At 33.8% G+C, this 16,195-nt stretch carries 15 protein-coding genes; 4 read left to right on the plus strand and 11 right to left on the minus strand.

Features of this window, described 5'->3' with window-relative positions; all coding sequences use genetic code 11:
* Positions 1–808 precede the first annotated feature (808 nt).
* The 3 genes from BM319_RS09505 to BM319_RS09515 all read right to left on the minus strand — a co-directional run bounded on the left by BM319_RS09505 (position 809) and on the right by BM319_RS09515 (position 3,007).
* The gene (locus tag BM319_RS09505; RefSeq protein ID WP_091022325.1) at positions 809–1,522 is read right to left on the minus strand and encodes a DsbA family oxidoreductase; all 714 of its coding nucleotides are present in this window, start codon (positions 1,520–1,522) and stop codon (positions 809–811) included.
* A 25-nt stretch (positions 1,523–1,547) separates the two neighbouring features.
* Positions 1,548–2,192 (minus strand): NAD(P)-dependent oxidoreductase, encoded by a 645-nt coding sequence (locus tag BM319_RS09510; protein ID WP_091022327.1) that lies wholly within the window; start codon positions 2,190–2,192, stop codon positions 1,548–1,550.
* A gap of 155 nt (positions 2,193–2,347) precedes the next feature.
* Positions 2,348–3,007 carry an SDR family NAD(P)-dependent oxidoreductase gene (locus BM319_RS09515; RefSeq protein WP_069034153.1) on the minus strand — a complete coding sequence of 220 codons (660 nt, stop codon included), beginning with the start codon at positions 3,005–3,007 and terminating at the stop codon, positions 2,348–2,350.
* A gap of 329 nt (positions 3,008–3,336) precedes the next feature.
* Between BM319_RS09515 and BM319_RS09520 the strand changes: the two genes are divergently transcribed.
* A complete protein-coding gene (locus BM319_RS09520; protein WP_069034318.1) occupies positions 3,337–3,918 on the plus strand; it encodes a TetR/AcrR family transcriptional regulator in 582 nt (193 codons plus the stop codon).
* A gap of 1,233 nt (positions 3,919–5,151) precedes the next feature.
* Here BM319_RS09520 and BM319_RS09535 read toward each other — a convergent pair.
* From BM319_RS09535 to BM319_RS09560, 6 genes are all read right to left on the minus strand, one after another.
* A complete protein-coding gene (locus BM319_RS09535; protein WP_069034154.1) occupies positions 5,152–5,661 on the minus strand; it encodes a DinB family protein in 510 nt (169 codons plus the stop codon).
* 424 nt (positions 5,662–6,085) lie between these two features.
* Positions 6,086–8,134, minus strand: coding sequence for a LamG-like jellyroll fold domain-containing protein (locus BM319_RS09540; protein WP_091022333.1), 2,049 nt, complete (start codon positions 8,132–8,134; stop codon positions 6,086–6,088).
* A gap of 451 nt (positions 8,135–8,585) precedes the next feature.
* Positions 8,586–8,750: a DUF4083 family protein gene (locus BM319_RS09545; RefSeq protein ID WP_091022335.1), complete on the minus strand. Its 165-nt coding sequence runs from the start codon at positions 8,748–8,750 to the stop codon at positions 8,586–8,588.
* A 146-nt stretch (positions 8,751–8,896) separates the two neighbouring features.
* A complete protein-coding gene (locus BM319_RS09550) occupies positions 8,897–9,307 on the minus strand; it encodes a Fur family transcriptional regulator (protein WP_069034156.1) in 411 nt (136 codons plus the stop codon).
* A gap of 7 nt (positions 9,308–9,314) precedes the next feature.
* Positions 9,315–10,151: a metal ABC transporter permease gene (locus BM319_RS09555; RefSeq protein ID WP_069034157.1), complete on the minus strand. Its 837-nt coding sequence runs from the start codon at positions 10,149–10,151 to the stop codon at positions 9,315–9,317.
* Positions 10,148–10,924: a metal ABC transporter ATP-binding protein gene (locus tag BM319_RS09560; RefSeq protein ID WP_069034158.1), complete on the minus strand. Its 777-nt coding sequence runs from the start codon at positions 10,922–10,924 to the stop codon at positions 10,148–10,150. Before BM319_RS09560 ends, BM319_RS09555 begins: the two co-directional genes overlap by 4 nt.
* A gap of 266 nt (positions 10,925–11,190) precedes the next feature.
* On the opposite strand from BM319_RS09560, the gene BM319_RS09565 reads away from it, so the two are divergent.
* The 3 genes from BM319_RS09565 to BM319_RS09575 all read left to right on the plus strand — a co-directional run bounded on the left by BM319_RS09565 (position 11,191) and on the right by BM319_RS09575 (position 13,048).
* On the plus strand, positions 11,191–12,060 hold the full coding sequence (locus tag BM319_RS09565; protein ID WP_069034159.1) for a YitT family protein: 870 nt from the start codon (positions 11,191–11,193) through the stop codon (positions 12,058–12,060).
* Between the two features lie 318 nt (positions 12,061–12,378).
* Positions 12,379–12,630 (plus strand): DUF2624 family protein, encoded by a 252-nt coding sequence (locus tag BM319_RS09570; protein WP_069034160.1) that lies wholly within the window; start codon positions 12,379–12,381, stop codon positions 12,628–12,630.
* Between the two features lie 118 nt (positions 12,631–12,748).
* Positions 12,749–13,048, plus strand: a complete 300-nt coding sequence (locus tag BM319_RS09575) for a hypothetical protein (protein ID WP_069034161.1) — start codon at positions 12,749–12,751, stop codon at positions 13,046–13,048.
* A gap of 611 nt (positions 13,049–13,659) precedes the next feature.
* Here the strand turns inward: BM319_RS09575 and BM319_RS09580 are convergent.
* Together BM319_RS09580 and BM319_RS09585 are read right to left on the minus strand one after the other, a co-directional pair.
* On the minus strand, positions 13,660–14,553 hold the full coding sequence (locus BM319_RS09580; protein WP_069034162.1) for a deoxyribonuclease IV: 894 nt from the start codon (positions 14,551–14,553) through the stop codon (positions 13,660–13,662).
* Between the two features lie 127 nt (positions 14,554–14,680).
* Positions 14,681–15,988, minus strand: coding sequence for a DEAD/DEAH box helicase (locus BM319_RS09585; RefSeq protein ID WP_069034163.1), 1,308 nt, complete (start codon positions 15,986–15,988; stop codon positions 14,681–14,683).
* Positions 15,989–16,195 lie beyond the last annotated feature (207 nt).

Raw genomic sequence — 16,195 nt, forward strand, 5'->3', positions numbered from 1 at the left:
ATGTCATGATACAAGCAGTGATATTGTCCTTGTGAACATCTAAACCACACGCTCTTTCAATGATTACATCCATTGAAATCTTCCTTTCTAGGCTCATAAATGGAGGCTAGTGCAACAATCAGATTAGGATTAATCTACTATTAGTGCTTCCCGCAAGGGAGCAACAGTCAGTGGTGCACCGTGGTCGTTGGAGTCAGACTAACGCGTGGGCTCTATGGCACCATAGTTGATCGACCTTCTTCTCCTAGCCTTAGAATCAGTATGGTCGGATTCAATACATTTTCATTCACTGTGGTGAAGCTCCGTTTTTGAGCTTCATGGGTGGCTAACGCATGCGTTAGCTTAACAAGCCACAGTAAAAAGTCGGTTCCTTAGCGCACAGCAATTCGACTTTTTTTAGATTGGAATTTACTTAGCGTCTGTTTCCCGTGTTTTGTTGGTAGGACCCGGGTACAGACAACAAGTCGGAAAAATAGTACGTTAAGGCTACAAGCTTTAATATGAAAGGAAAGTACCGTTAACGAGTGTTTTGGAACTAAAAACTAGTTAATTTAAAATGTACCCAAAATCGCTAGTTTTTAGTTCCTAAACCTATTCCCCAAAAACAAATTTCCATCAAAACAAATCAAAAACCTTTTTGAAAGTCTTTAGCGGACTCAAAAACAGTCCATTTCCTTCTTAAAATTTGCATAGGATACAAAAATTCCAAAATGATGGCGGCACCCTTCAAGATTTGGAACAACAATACCTGATCCTTGAAATACTATATTATTCTTTTGAGATTTCTGTATCTTTTTTTGAGTATTCATTAAAATTTACATGTTCCATCTGAACAATAATCATCGTGCGACGACTTTAATTTATACTTTTCAACCTTAGCATTCGCGTACTCTTCTTTCCAAACCCGTTGTAATATTTCTAAAAATACTTGGCTAGGTTGTGCTCCAGAGATGGCATATTTATCATTCACTACGAAAAAGGGCACGCCCTGAATCCCAATTTTTGATCCCTCGGCTCTATCAGCTGCAATATTCTTGCTATATTTATTATTTGCTAAAACATTCAAAGCTTCGTTGGCATCAAGACCTATCTCACTTGTAAGTCGAGCAAGTGTTGCATGGTCACCGATATCTAGTGAATCCGTGAAGTGAGCTTTCATAATACGCTCCATAAACTCCTGCATCTTCCCATTCTCTTTTGCATAATAAGAAAGGAGAAGCGCATCATATGAATTCGTAGGAATCATTGTATCAAATTGATAATCTAACCCAACCTCTTTCGCTTTCTGTCTAAATTGATTATTCAATGCTTTTGCTTTTTCATATGGGATACCATGCTTGGATGATAATACTTGATGGATATCCATTCCTGTATTTTTTTTCGCATATGGATCTAATTGAAAACTACGCAATACGACTTCTACCTCTTCTTTGTGTTTAAACTGTTCTAACCCTATTTCAAATTGACGTTTGCCAATATAACAAAATGGGCAAACATAGTCCGACCATATCTCAATTTTCATTTTGAATGCTCCCTTTTAAGCTGATTTAATTATTATAGACAATGGGCATTCTTCTGATCAATTGGCTTTGCCGAGCAGCAGTATACATGAATTTCGCCACATTTTCCCTAGAGACGGACATTTTACCTGGCTGATCGCCGAATGAATAATCATAAGATTGCCCTTTGTATTTGACATTAGGATTAATAATTCGAACGACTGTCCAATCCAGGTTCGAATGTTTAATAATTCCTTCCAGCTTTTTCATTTCGACATAACCGTTTGGCAAAAAGATCTTGGCCAATATTCCCGGCACCACCGTCGATAAGTTTTTCTTATCGTCTTCAGATTGCAAGGCCGGTGTCGCGAGCGTAATCAACCTTTTTTTATTGAACTTCTTCATCGCTTTGATAATCAGGTCATGTCCATCGGCGACCGGCGTTCCTTTAAGCTTTCGCGACATATCAGACGGAGGTCCTAAGGCGCTGATCACGACATCCGCTTCCGCAACTGCCGTTTCAATGGCTGAAGCGTTCGAGAGTTCCCCCGTTACAAGCCTCAAATTGGAATGATTTAGCTTGATTTTCTCAGGGTTTCTAACATATGCCGTAACGAAATCTCCGTTGTCTAATGCAAATCGCGTTAGAAGTTGACCGATTGCACCGCTTGCATCAAAAATAGTGATGTTCATGGTCTTCTGCCTCCTTGTGTTATGGTGTCCTGAATAAAATCCTTCCATTTCTGTGCCTCGATTAGCGTAGCCGTTTCTCACATCAAAAACGGCTACCCTTTTGGTGATTGATGACGGATTTATACCCGAGATGATTGATTTTTAATCTACCCGATTCATACTTTATCTTCCGTAATAAATTCTTCGACTCGATCTCTTTTGGTGTACATGTCGTACCAAATTTCGGCGATTTTGTCTTGAACTCCCGAATTCGGCTGCATCCAGATTCCGATCGAAATGTGCCCTGCATAAATACCTTTGTCGTTTAATTCACTGTTCAAATTGAAGATATAATTACGAAGACCCGAAACTGCAATTCCGACATTGCCCATCATTGGTACTGGATTGATTGCGGCTCCACCTGTCGTAAATAACAGAGCTCCACTTTGTTTATCCAACATATCCGGAAGCACTTCTCGAATACTCGATATCGCACCTAAAACGTTGAATTGAAATTGGTATAGCGCATTTTCTTCTGTTACATCTAATGCGGTTGTTACTGTATCGATACTTGGAGTTGGACTGTATTCAACCACATCAATAAATCCGTATTTCTCTTTGATCGTTGCGAAAGCTAAACTAATTTGGGCTTTATTTAATATATCAGCTTGAAATGATGCTGCTTCAATGCCTAATTGTTCTAGTTCAATAACCAGTTGGTTCAACTTTTCTTCATTCCGGGCTATAAGCGCTACACGAAATCCGTTTTTTCCGAACTTCTTCGCAATAGACATTCCTAATCCTGGTCCTGCCCCAACAATTACAATATTTTTCATAATATAATTCCCTCCATAACTTCTTAGCTAATTATTTTTTCTAAGAGAGTTCATTTGATACAATAGGTACTACTTTATTTATTAAGAACCAATCGCATTTTCAATCTTTTGGGTATGATTCTGAATGATCACAACAATTTTCTTGATCAAAACCATTCCACAAAAACATGTGTTATTTAAGCAACGCGCGTTGTATAGTTGATGATAAGATGAAAAAGAACTATTAACAACCACCAAAATGGCTAATATGTTGTTTACACAACACTTCTATTGTATTGTCGTTTTTAAACACCATTGTGTAGCCTAAAAAGGAGAAGAAAAAATTGATTATGCCAAAAAAAGATCCGAGAATACTTCGTACTAGACAATTGATTGTAGACTCTTTTATTTCGTTAGCTAGTGAAAAAGATTTCAACAATATAACGGTACGTGATATCACTGAAAAGGCTGCTATTAACCGCGCTACATTTTATGCGCACTTTGACGATAAATTTGATTTATTACATTCCACCATCACCAATACTTTTACAGACAAATTGAAAAAAGGACTAAATGGTCACGAGGGATTCAATGAAGAAGTCATTACAAATATTTTTCTAGCCATGTGTGATCACCATAAAGAGTTAAGCGACTTATGTCCTAAAGGTTATAATTCTTTAGGAACTATTATAGAAAGTAAAATAAAAGAAGAGTTACAAAAGCTAATAGCTGATTTTGTGCTAAAAGGCACTAAAAATACCATTGTATTAGAGGATAAACATTTGGTAACGACCCTATCTACTATACTGAGTTGGAGTATATACGGAGCTACATACTCATGGAATAAGGATGGAAGACCTATTTCACCAGAAGAGCTAGTGACTAAGACCCTACCTATATTTAAAAATGGCATGAGTAAGTATTTCTTTTAATAAAACTTATGTTAAATATCAATTCTTTTTGGGGTTCAGCCGCATGTCCATCAAGGTAACGATAGAGAAAAGATATCCCAAATAAGATCGGGCTGTTTTCCATGAGCTTCAAATAACCAACCAGAATTTTAGGCATACTTAAATAAGCCTTCAGACATTACATTTTTTTCTATGCAATAGTTTGAAGTCTTTGTTTATGCCCATATACTACACCCAGGATGTCAAACACCGTTTTCTTCTCATACCGATGGAACTTGCGCCCATTCTTTTCGATCATTTGAAAATGTCGATGAAAAACTTGTCCGACATCCTGTGTTTGTTTTCGCAAAGCATCATGTAGCGATAGAAAATATTCTTTTATAATACAGATTGCTTTGAATTCACTCGTTTCTTTCTTTTTCTTCACCAAGAGAAGCCTGCGCCTGCGTGGAGGAATAGTTAAATAAGTTAATTAGTGATTATGATATAGTAATTATATTAGAAATGTTTAGAATGGCGTTAATCGGAGAAGTCAGTAAATGAAAAATTTGAAAGAAATTCAATTAATTATTAAAGCAGAAAATGGGATACGATTTCTTACTAGACCTTAAAAATAATTAGATAATCAAATTGTTGAGGCTAATGATAAAAAATTTTGGGGAACTATTTCTGGAAATCAAATTGAAGTGAAAAGAAAACCAAGGTTTTATAAAAATTATAAATCTATAAAATTTTATGGGAAAGTTGAAGTTCTAAGAAATGACGAGTTAGAAATTAATGGTTCTTTCAAGGAGTATCTGGGAGCTAACTACTTGGCGGTAGTTCTTCTAATATTACTTTTTAACTTAATTGTAATTTTTATTTTAAAGATTGCTTTAAATTCACACTTTTATATGGTTAATTTACTTTTTTATATTGGGTTTATATTGTTATGTGGTTTAATTAATTTCAACCACATTAATGAAGATAAGCATGAAATATTAGAGTTTTTATCAAACAATTGAGTAATGTTCTTATTGAACTAACGCATGCGTATGTTGTATAAAAAGTCGGCTAAATAGTCGACTTTTTTATTGTACTAATGGCAGATTAGTTGAACAAGAACTACTTCATTTTCGTTTGAATATTGTATGTAAATCTAGTTTTCATAAATACGTTATAGCAATAAAAAAAGGATCTTCCAGGAAGATTCTTTTTTTGATGCTTCTTAACTAACAAATGCGAAATTAGGTTTTTTCATTAATTCAAAAATACTTATAAGTATTTATCAACAATCACTTTCATATGGTGTAACTCGTGCCCGGCAATGCCATAAGCAATGGTACTTAACGAAACAGGCTTGTTCATTACAGTTCCATTACGATTCCACGCTGCATCATCAATTGTGGAAATAAGGTTTAACGTGTTGGAGCGTACCGTATCTAAACCTGCTAGTAGTTTCTCCCAGGATAATTTGTTGAAGTTTGCCGCAGAAACGTATTGATCTTGATCCATTGCTGGGAGTGGTTCACTTTCATTTCGTGCAATGGCAAGCATTCGATACGACATAACACGTTCCGAGTCTGTCATATGCCCAATCACTTCTTTTAAAGTCCATTTTCCTGGTGCATATGCCTTCCTTGCTGACTCCTCTGATACGCTGCTTAAGAGGGTAATGGTCTTAGTTCGTTGCTTACTAAGTATTTCTATAATATCTCCCTCTGGTACAAGACTAACATACCTATCATTCTCTGGATTTTCAATAGATAATGGTCGTGGACGCACAAGAATCCTCCTTATCGGAATAATTAATTATGGTTCTAGGCAAATTATATTCGTCTGACAAGAAGATATTTCCATTATTTTTGATAACTACTAATACTATCATTTTATTGCTTCTTTATGCTCATATTTGAATAACTTTGTTTTTGTTAGACCTTTAGGAAGGTTAGCCATGTTCATTCGGGATGGTTCAACGGCTAATTATAATGTGTCTAGACTACGGATGGTTCCATCTTGATCCACAGGAAGTATTGTAATTTTTAATGCATAACTAAGTTTTTCTTCTAGACCTTTTAAGCAGACAGTCCTATTAGTCGTCACGATTTTAGAAATAACATTCCTCTTTTTATGAAAGGGACTAAAAGGAGAATTCATGAAATCAGGTACATTTTTCTTAATAATGAAAAATGTACCTGTTTTTTACTTTCTATTTTTTGACTTGAAACAGTCCTGAAGGAAGTTGTGCATCCCAATTTTCTGGGATATCTAAACGTAGAGCATGAGCAACGACGGCAGCAGTATCTATATTTTCTACATCCGACAATACGGTGCCAGGCTTTATAGACTTTCCTTTAGCAGTCCAGAAAATGGTCTGTTCTTCTGGGGAGGAACCACCATGACCATAACCTTTCCCTCCATGATCCGCTGTGATGATAATTAGAGTATCTTCTATCAGTCCTTCTTCTTCTAAAGTTTGGACAATTTGCCCAACATGCTGATCCGCTTTTTGTAATGCCTCATACCATCTCTGGCTGCCATAGCCATAGTTGTGACCTGCTCCATCCACTTCATCCAAATGAACAAATATATTACGACTGTTTTTACCTTCTGCTTTGATGTAGTCCACTGTTTTTTGTGTCGTATTATTATCGTTCCCACCATTTACTTTATAAGCACCTGCAGAATCTTCAATAATTCCTTTGTTGATTGGAGACCACGTAGTAAAGGAAGCTTGATTAAGCATAGGACGCTCCTGTTTTAGTAGTTTCATATAAGATGGATAAGGATTTTTTTCAGGGTAAGGATTACCTAGATTGTCGTTGTTCAGACCATGTTTTGAAGGTACAACTCCATGGAGCATGGATCCCCAGTTATGCCCGCTAATCGTCGGCATCATTGCTTTTGCTTCATATGTTCCAGCGCCTTCACTCATTAGCGTCTTTATATTTATTGCATTTGCTTGTGGGTCTTTTACCCCGTTTCCTGCTCCATCGATTCCTATGAATACTACTCGCTTGTAAAGAAAATCATTCTTGTAAGGAGCCAGCTTATCTTTTATCATTTGCACATCTAATTTATCCACTTTTTTATCATTGTTAATATCCGCTATTTGTGCATGCTTCCAACGTTTGTCACCTTCACGACTATTTAGGTTTTTCAGAATGAGTTTTAGATCATTATCAGTTAACAACCCATCTCCCGACACGTCAATGGAGTTGGATACATGTACGTTAGCTGTAGCTGTTTTACCACCATCGACCGTTTTGGCTGTAATCGTTGCTTCGCCCGCCTTCACTGCAATAATCGTAGGACGGTTGTTAAGCATTTCGATTTTTGCGACTGATCCATTACTAGAGGTCCATTCCACATCTTTTACCGTCGCATCTGATGGAGAAACCGTTGCTGTCAGTGGCATAGGTGCTCCTGCCTTCAGATTGAGTTCAGTCTGATCCAAAGAAATTGATTCTACTGATGTCGGTTGAAGTGGAGGTGCATTATCATACATGGCGCGGACTTCCGATTCACTCAAAACATTTCGATAGATTTTAAGATTATCCACTGCTGCATTAAGAGTAGAACCATAATTTCCTGTACCATCTTGTCCGATTTTCGTCGTAAATGAGGTATCAAGAGTTCCTTTCATTCCAGAAATATCTATAGAATGAACTAAGCTACCATCTTTATAAAAGCGTGCACTCCCATCACGATCATGCGTTACAACAATGAAATGCCATTGATTATCAGCTACATTTTCCATATTATAATCTTTCCGATCGCTTCCGGATGTCTTGAAGTTCCAATCAAGTTGTTTTGAACTGTTCAACGCTAAATTCCAACCTGTATTGCTTCCAGAATTCCAATTCTTATTTGAAATGATAGCAGGATCTCCTTGAATATTGTCTGCTTTAACCCAGAAGGCAACAGAAAAATCTGTGGTCTCTCCGAAACGTAAATCGTCACGATTGCCCAGGTCCACATATTGTCCTTTTGATGTAAATTTAATTGCTTGATTAATTCGTCCTTGAACATATCCTGGATTGCCTTTGATTTGAGGAGTTATAGTACTTGAAGAGCTATCCTCAACATTGTTGTCAAAATTAATGTCAAGAACTGTTCCCTCACTAGCAAACGCAACGGACGACATACTACTGTTGGATAAAACATTAAATGGGAGATATGTACTTTTTACAGAAAGTGATATCGCCAAAGTTAATGAAGTTCCCACTACTACTTTTTTAAACATGTTAGATTTCATTATTTTTTCCTCCAATTTAAAATAATCTGACATGTCAATTGTAGAGAGGGGATGTAAATATATGAGTAGATTTTTGTAAATCTTTTTAAAATATAGGCAAAAAATCGGCAATACTTTTGTAAATTCTATTAAAATGTAGGCAAAAAAATGGCAATAAAAGCCTGATCTACATATAATTCCTTTGTTATATAGCTATTAATCTACGTCGAAAAAATCAACATGAACGATAAGATAAGAATTGTTACTCTAGAAAAAGTTAAAAAACATACCGAATGAATAGATATTAATTTATATCAATCATTCGGTACGTTTTATAATATTCACTTTTTTCTACCCTGTTCAATTGTTTCCCAAATACATTTTCTAAATCCTAATTACGAGTTCTGTAGGATATTCAAATAGTGGTTTAAATACTGGTAAGACTTATTACTATAAAATTAGATAAGGCCAACTAATCTTTTTTTAAGTTTTCGTTTATTTTATCAAGCTTTGTTTCAACCCTTTGCATTTGAAGCCTATTTTTTCTAATAGAACTAAAAATAAATATAACAAAACTAATAATAGCAACTGGTATTAAAAATACAATCAACTGAAAGATTAAATCTCCTATAGCCATATTTTTATACTCCTTTGTTTTTTAGTGTATTAAATTGTTCTAATTTAAAGTATAAACAAAATTGGAAAATTATGTAATACACTATTTGTTTCTCGAACAAAAAAAAATAGAGAGTACTATTTGTACTCTCTAAAAGTGGATCGAATTCAACTACATTCCGGACAAAGTCCGTATATTTCAAATTTATGACTTTGTACTGTATAACCAGGTAAATCAACAGATAAATTGTCCATAGGGCATCGATAAATACTTTTTGTATTACCACAATCTAAACAAATAAAATGATGATGATGTTCTGAAGACGAACACTTCGATCGGAAACGTTTTTCACCATCTAGTTCTGTAACTTCTACTACATCAACCTCAATAAATGTGGATAAATTACGATAGATTGTATCGAAGCTAAGTCCTTTGTATTTATCTTTTAATGCTTGTTGAATATCTCTTGCAGTTACATATTTATTTTGCCTAAAAATATATTCAAGCATATCATATCGTTTAGGCGTATTTTTGAAGCCTCTTTCTTTTAATAATTTTGATGCATCTGCTAATTTCATTTAATCACTACCTTTGACTCGTTCTTAATTTCTTCAAACCTAAAGTAAAAATAAGAATAAGGATTTGCAGGATCACAATCGTACCACCAGGCGCGAGATTTAAATTATAAGAAAGCAAAATACCTGCAACAACTGAAAACTCTCCGAAAATAATTGAAAAAATAATTGTTTGCTTAAAACCTTTTGAAATTCGTATACTCGCTGCTACTGGCAATGTCATTAGAGAAGATACTAATAAAACACCTACAACTCTCATAGAAATGGACACTACTAAAGCAACTAATAAGATAAACAAATAATGAATCCATTTTGCATTAATTCCTGAAGCAACTGCATATTCTTCATCAAATGATAATAGGAACAATTCTTTATAAAGTACTATGATAGATATTACTACAAAAACAGCTATAATTATGACAGTAATTAAATCTTCTTGTGACACAGCACTAACACTACCGAATAAATAACTAAATAGATCTGTATTAAATCCATTAGCTAATGAAATTAAAATGACACCTAATCCCATTCCTCCTGAAAGAATGATTGGAATTGCTAACTCTTGATAATGTTTATAAACACTTCTTAATTTTTCAATTAAAAATGCTCCTGCAACTGAAAATGTCATACCCATAAATAATGGGCTAATAAAGCCAGATGTAAAGAAATATTTTTCAAGTAAAAGACTTGCTGCAACTCCTGATAAAGTCACGTGACTCAATGCATCAGAAATAAGTGATAATCTTCTAAATACAACAAATACACCTAATAATGGAGCCATAACTCCAATAATCATACCAGTGATTAATGTATTTCTTAGAAAATCATAGTGAAAAAAATCCATCATATTCTATCTCCTCCATCCTCGTGATTGTGAGATAGTACATGCACAGAATGGCCATATAGAAGAGACAAATCCTTCTCAGTAGCATCTTTAAACTTATCTCGACTACCATGGAAGTGTAATCTTTTATTTAAACATGCAACATGTGATACTTTATCAGTAATAATGCCTATGTCATGAGAAACTAATAATAAAGTAATACCAAGCTTATTATTTAAATCGCTAAGTAATTGATAAAAGCTTTCTACATTTTCAGCATCTACCCCAACGGTTGGTTCATCGAGTATTAATAGTTCGGGATTACTTACAAGTGCGCGCGCAATAAAGACACGCTGTTGTTGTCCACCTGAAAGTTCGCCGATATTACGATTTGCAAATTCATACATTCCAACTGATTTTAACGCTTCAGCGACTTTTTGTTTATCCGAATTTTTAAAACCGTTAAACAATCCAATTTTAGAAACAAGACCTAATGATACTACTTCAAAAACCGATGCTGGAAATCCAGAGTTAAAACTATTCGCTTTTTGAGATACATAACCAATCTTATCCCAGTTTTTCATTTTTCGAATATCTGTACCAAATATCTCTATTTTTCCTTCATCTGGTTGCTGGATACCTAATATACATTTTAGTAAAGTTGATTTGCCACTACCATTTGGGCCAACTAGACCTAAAAAGTCTCCTTTTTTTACTAGAAGATTAATGTCTGTTAATACCTTTTGACGGTCATAGCTATAAGACAAATCTTCAATTTTTATGATATCTTGACTCATTTATTAAAACACCTTCATCTATTTAGGAATAATTACGTTTTACTTCAAGTTCTTAGTATAAGAGAATACTTCTTATTTGTAAACAAAGAAAACTCGGCAAAATATATATTCGATTTTCAATTAATTTCATCCTCATCAAAACTTTAAATCCCTTAATTTTCCGATAAATTTTTTAATGTATTTTTAATAAATAAGCCTTATCACTTTGTGATGAAAAATACAATATGTTACAATTAACATATAAATATAGATAAAGAGGTGGTTTTTTGAACGCTATTACACATCGTAAGCTTTCAAACTTTAAGATTATTAGACGGGGGTTTTTTATTACATTAGGTGCTGCTTTGATGGCAGCTTGCTTAAAAGCATTCTTTATTCCAACTGATATCATTGATGGTGGAATCGTAGGTATCTCTTTGATCCTCTCCCATATTACTTCGATTAATCTCGGTATTTTTCTATTCTTGTTAAACTTACCTTTTGTAATAGTAGGTTATAAGCAAATCGGTAAAACATTCGCTATCTCAACTTTATTTGGTATCACTGTCCTTTCAGTATTTACCTCTCTTTTTAAAGACATTCCTCATTTAACTAATGACCCTTTACTAGCTGCATTATTTGGTGGATTAGGTTTAGGAATTGGCGTAGGTTTAGTAATTCGTAATGGTGGCTCACTTGATGGGACTGAAATTATAGGAATACTTTTAACAAAATCATCACCTTTTTCAATTGGTGAGGTTGTTATGGCATTTAATGTATTTATTCTCGGAAGTGCAGGATTTGTATTTGGATGGGATAATGCTATGTATTCATTAATTGCCTATTATGTAGCATTTAAAACAATCGATTTAACAATTGAAGGATTCCAGGATACTAAATCTGTTTGGATCATTAGTGATAATGATAAAGAAATCGGTGATGCATTAAATGCCCGATTAGGTCGAGGAGTTACATATTTTCATGGCGAAGGTGGCTTTATGGGTGAAGATAAAAAAATCATCTTTACAGTCATTTCAAGACTTGAAGAAGCAAAATTAAAATCAATTGTTGAAGACTATGATGAAAATGCCTTTGTAGCAATCGGAAATATAGCTGACGTTAAAGGTGGAAAGTTTAAGAAGAAAGCAATCCACTAATAGTAAACAATTAAGCTTGAATTCTATCGTGAATTCAAGCTTTTCTATTTTAATAGTTTAATTGAGTTGTTCATTTAATTCGCTTTTACAATGCTTTTGTTTTCCAGTAAGAAGATTTACTGTGAATAAGAGCTTATTTTGGTTGCTTCTGAATCTCCATGTGAAATCATAGAAATGTCAAAGTTTTTTGCACTTCCTCCCACTGCAATACTTATTATTTTTGAAAAATCAATTGAGATTTGTGTCCTGTGCTCATTATTTAGAATAACCTCTCATAAAATTTATTGATGAAATATTTCACCTAAGAGGAGGTTCAGAATGAATATTATCCAAACTCTCATAAATAAAAAGGTAAATAGTATAACACCAAAGGATTTATTAAAATTAAGCCAACAATATCAAGTGTATATTACGCCAGATCAAGCCAATAAAGTGGCTGCAATATTAAACGGGAAAAATTATAATATCTATGACGCTGAACATAAAAAACAAATTCTTTCCCAAATTGCAAATGTTACCTCTAAAGCCACTGCACAACAAATTGATATTATTTTTCAAAAGCTAACTTAAGCTTGGTTAAAATGTTCATTAAAAAGCTTTAATTTATAACTCTACTCATTTCACAAATCATATAATGCTCATACAAAGAATCACCTAACTATTTTAAAACGAAATGAGAGGGATTAATATGGATTTGCATGAGCTACATTATGAAATAATTTATTTAGACAAAGAAACAGATGACGAAGTGAAATTCAAACACATGTTTCATATGGATGATTTAAGCCATAACTTAGCTCTTAATATCGCTAGTAGTTTAATCGAACGTGACAAGGCACATGTGGTCTATATTAAATTATTGCACTTAGACGAACATGATCACGAATTAGTTAGTAATGTTGTCACTGTGAAAAGAATTAAAGAAGGAAAAATAATCGCTTCATATTTGGATAGTAAGTTAAAGAAAGTAGTAGAAATAGAATTATAAAATAAATCGAATGGGCTATCTCTTATGTTGGATTAACTAACATATGGGTGCCCTTTTTTTATTACTGGGGGAGTATCTATACAGCGATTTTTATTTGTAGCTGATAAAACCGCTCTATTTAAAATATAATTAGCAGTTTTTTATTCAATTTAGTAAGAATAAGAGCAAATTTACTAGTTTTTCATTTAAAATTATCTTCTTATATCTGATTTTCATGTCGTAATACCTTAAGGGGTATGGGTAATTTTGGCTTTTATTTGCGATTCTTTGGAATTTAATTGCAGTTTTGCTAAATTTATTTGCGGTTTTCTAAATTTAATTGCAGTTTTACCAATTTTAATTGCGATTATCAGAATTTATTTGCAGTCCCACAGATGGACTCCTAATTTGCAGCTTTATTTGACTTAATTGCACTTATAATCTATTTCGAACCTATACTATATCTTAATACGCTAAGGAGACACCGTCTTTTTTAATTATATACGGATTTAATAGCCACTCATTATTTAGAATTCAAATCTGTTAAATTGAGCAACGATGAAGTTCGAACGATTAAACTAAGAAAATAAAAAACCAGCCCATTATTTAAAATGAGCTGGTTTCTTTGAATATTAAGCTTTCAATAATTCTTGAATTAAGTTTTCATTGAACTCTTGATTGCGTAACATTTCGATTTCTAATTTATATGGTGGTACCTTGTTGTTTTTATCTTCACCAACATATGGAGTTTCTAAAATTTTAGGGATGTCCATTAGTTGTGGATGATGAACAATATAGTTTAATGCTTTAAATCCAATCGATCCAAAGCCAATGTTCTCATGTCGGTCTTTTCGACTTCCCATTGGATTTTTACTATCGTTAATATGAAGTACTTTTATTTTACCGATCCCGATTAATTGATCGAATTGCTGTAAGACACCATCAAAGTCATTAACGATATCATATCCAGCGTCATTAATATGGCATGTATCAAAACAAACTGATAATTTATCGTTGTAGTGTACACCTTCCATAATTCTCGCTATTTCTTCGAATGATTTACCACATTCTGATCCTTTTCCAGCCATTGTTTCAAGCGCAATTTGTACTGGAGTTTCAGCTGTTAATACTTCATTTAAGCCTTGAATAATTCTGTCGATTCCAGCATCTTCACCAGCGCCTACATGAGCACCTGGATGTAATACGATTTGTTTTGCTCCTAATGCTGCGGTACGGTCTATTTCTTTTTGTAAAAATTCAACACCTAATTCATAAGTAGCTGGATTTGTAGTATTTCCAATATTGATAATATATGGTGCATGGACTACTATATCAGCAATTCCATTTTCAGCCATATGTTTTAAACCTGCTTCAATATTTAAATCTTCAATTGCTTTACGACGTGTATTTTGAGGCGCACCTGTATACACCATAAATGTATTAGCACCATAGCTTGCAGCTTCTTCACTAGCGGCTAAAAACATCTTCTTACCGCTCATTGAAACATGAGATCCTATTCGTAACATTCTTTCAGCTCCTACCTTAATTAATCATACTTACCATTTTAACATGAAAATCAATCATGGTTAAATGGTTCGCCTGCTTATAAAATAAAAAGAAAGGAATATTCTTCCTTTCTTTTTTGCAAGCTATCTATCTACTCGTTTTTCTTTTCACTTTATTTTTAAATGATTCTCTTTGTTCATTCAGTTTACGTTTATAGCCAGGTTTAACTTTAGATGGCTTTTTAATCGCCTTACCAGCAACTGCATCTAGATTTCGATCAGTTCTTTTACGTAGCTTACGTTTTGAGCGAGGTCCTAAATCAACCCATTCACCTTTTTTTAGTTCACGATGCTCAAATGTAATTCCACGATCTTGAAGTTTGTCTAATGCTTGTTCGTCTTCTTGATCATAAATTGTAATAGCAGTTCCAGAGAAGTTTGCACGCCCTGTACGACCTACACGGTGGACATAAAAATCTAAATCTGCTGGTAGTTCAATATTTATTACATGACTTACCCCTTCAATATCGATTCCACGGGAAGCTAAGTCAGTGGCAACAATATATTGGAACTCTAAATCTTGAATTTGCTTCATCATTTTTTTACGTTCACGAGGACTTAAATCTCCGTGAATTTGACCAACTTTTAAGCCATATGATGATAATTGAGTAGCAACTTCTTCAGCTTTTTTCTTCGTATTTGTAAAGACAATTGCTAAATATGGCTGAAAACTTAATAAAATATCTTTAGCCATTTTAACTTTGTCTTTATGGCGACTTGGAACAATAATATGTTCAATTTTCTGAGCTGAAAGTTGTTGCGGATTAATATGAATATGTTCAGGATTTTCCATATACTTTTTCAAAAACGGTTTAAGCTTTTCAGGAATTGTCGCTGAAAAAACAAGCATTTGAAGTTTCTTTGGCATTTTTGATGCAACTTGGTCCACATCATGGATAAATCCCATATCTAACATTAAATCCGCTTCATCCACTACTAAATACTTCGTAGTATGAACTAATAATACATTATCATTTACTAAATCTTTAATACGTCCAGTAGTCCCAATTACGATATGTGGCTGTTTTTTTAGTTTTTCAACAGTACGTTTGTAGTCGGTTCCTCCAACGAAGTTTTTTGCAGTTAATTGCTCATCTTCTGGACAACATTCAATGATCGCTTGAACATCATTATAAATTTGAGTCGCTAATTCTCGAGTTGGAGCAGTTATTACTAATTGCACTTGATCTAAAGATGGATCTAATGTATTAATTGTCGGAATTAGATATGCATGAGTCTTTCCTGACCCTGTTTGCGATTGACCGATTACACTACGTCCAGTTTTAACTTGAGGAATGATCTTTTGTTGAATTTCTGTTGGTTCTGTAAAGTGTTTCTTCTCTATCGCTTCCAAAATAAATGGTTTTAATTGAAAATTTTTAAATGAAATTGCCATATAACTCACCTTCTTAATTTAAACTTTCTATGTAATGAGGAATCTATTTCCTCGTACAAAATAGCTACAATTATCTATTATACAATAGATTTGCCCAATAAAGCTAATTCTAATTTTTCTTTCTTCTTTAGTAGCATTTTTATTTTTATTCTGTCCTATACTAACCATTTCAAATTATGTGCATAGCCTAAGTAATAAAGAGTATTT

Source organism: Bacillus sp. UNCCL81 (genome assembly GCF_900112535.1).
Classification (GTDB): Bacteria; Bacillota; Bacilli; order Bacillales; family Bacillaceae_G; genus Gottfriedia; species Gottfriedia luciferensis_B.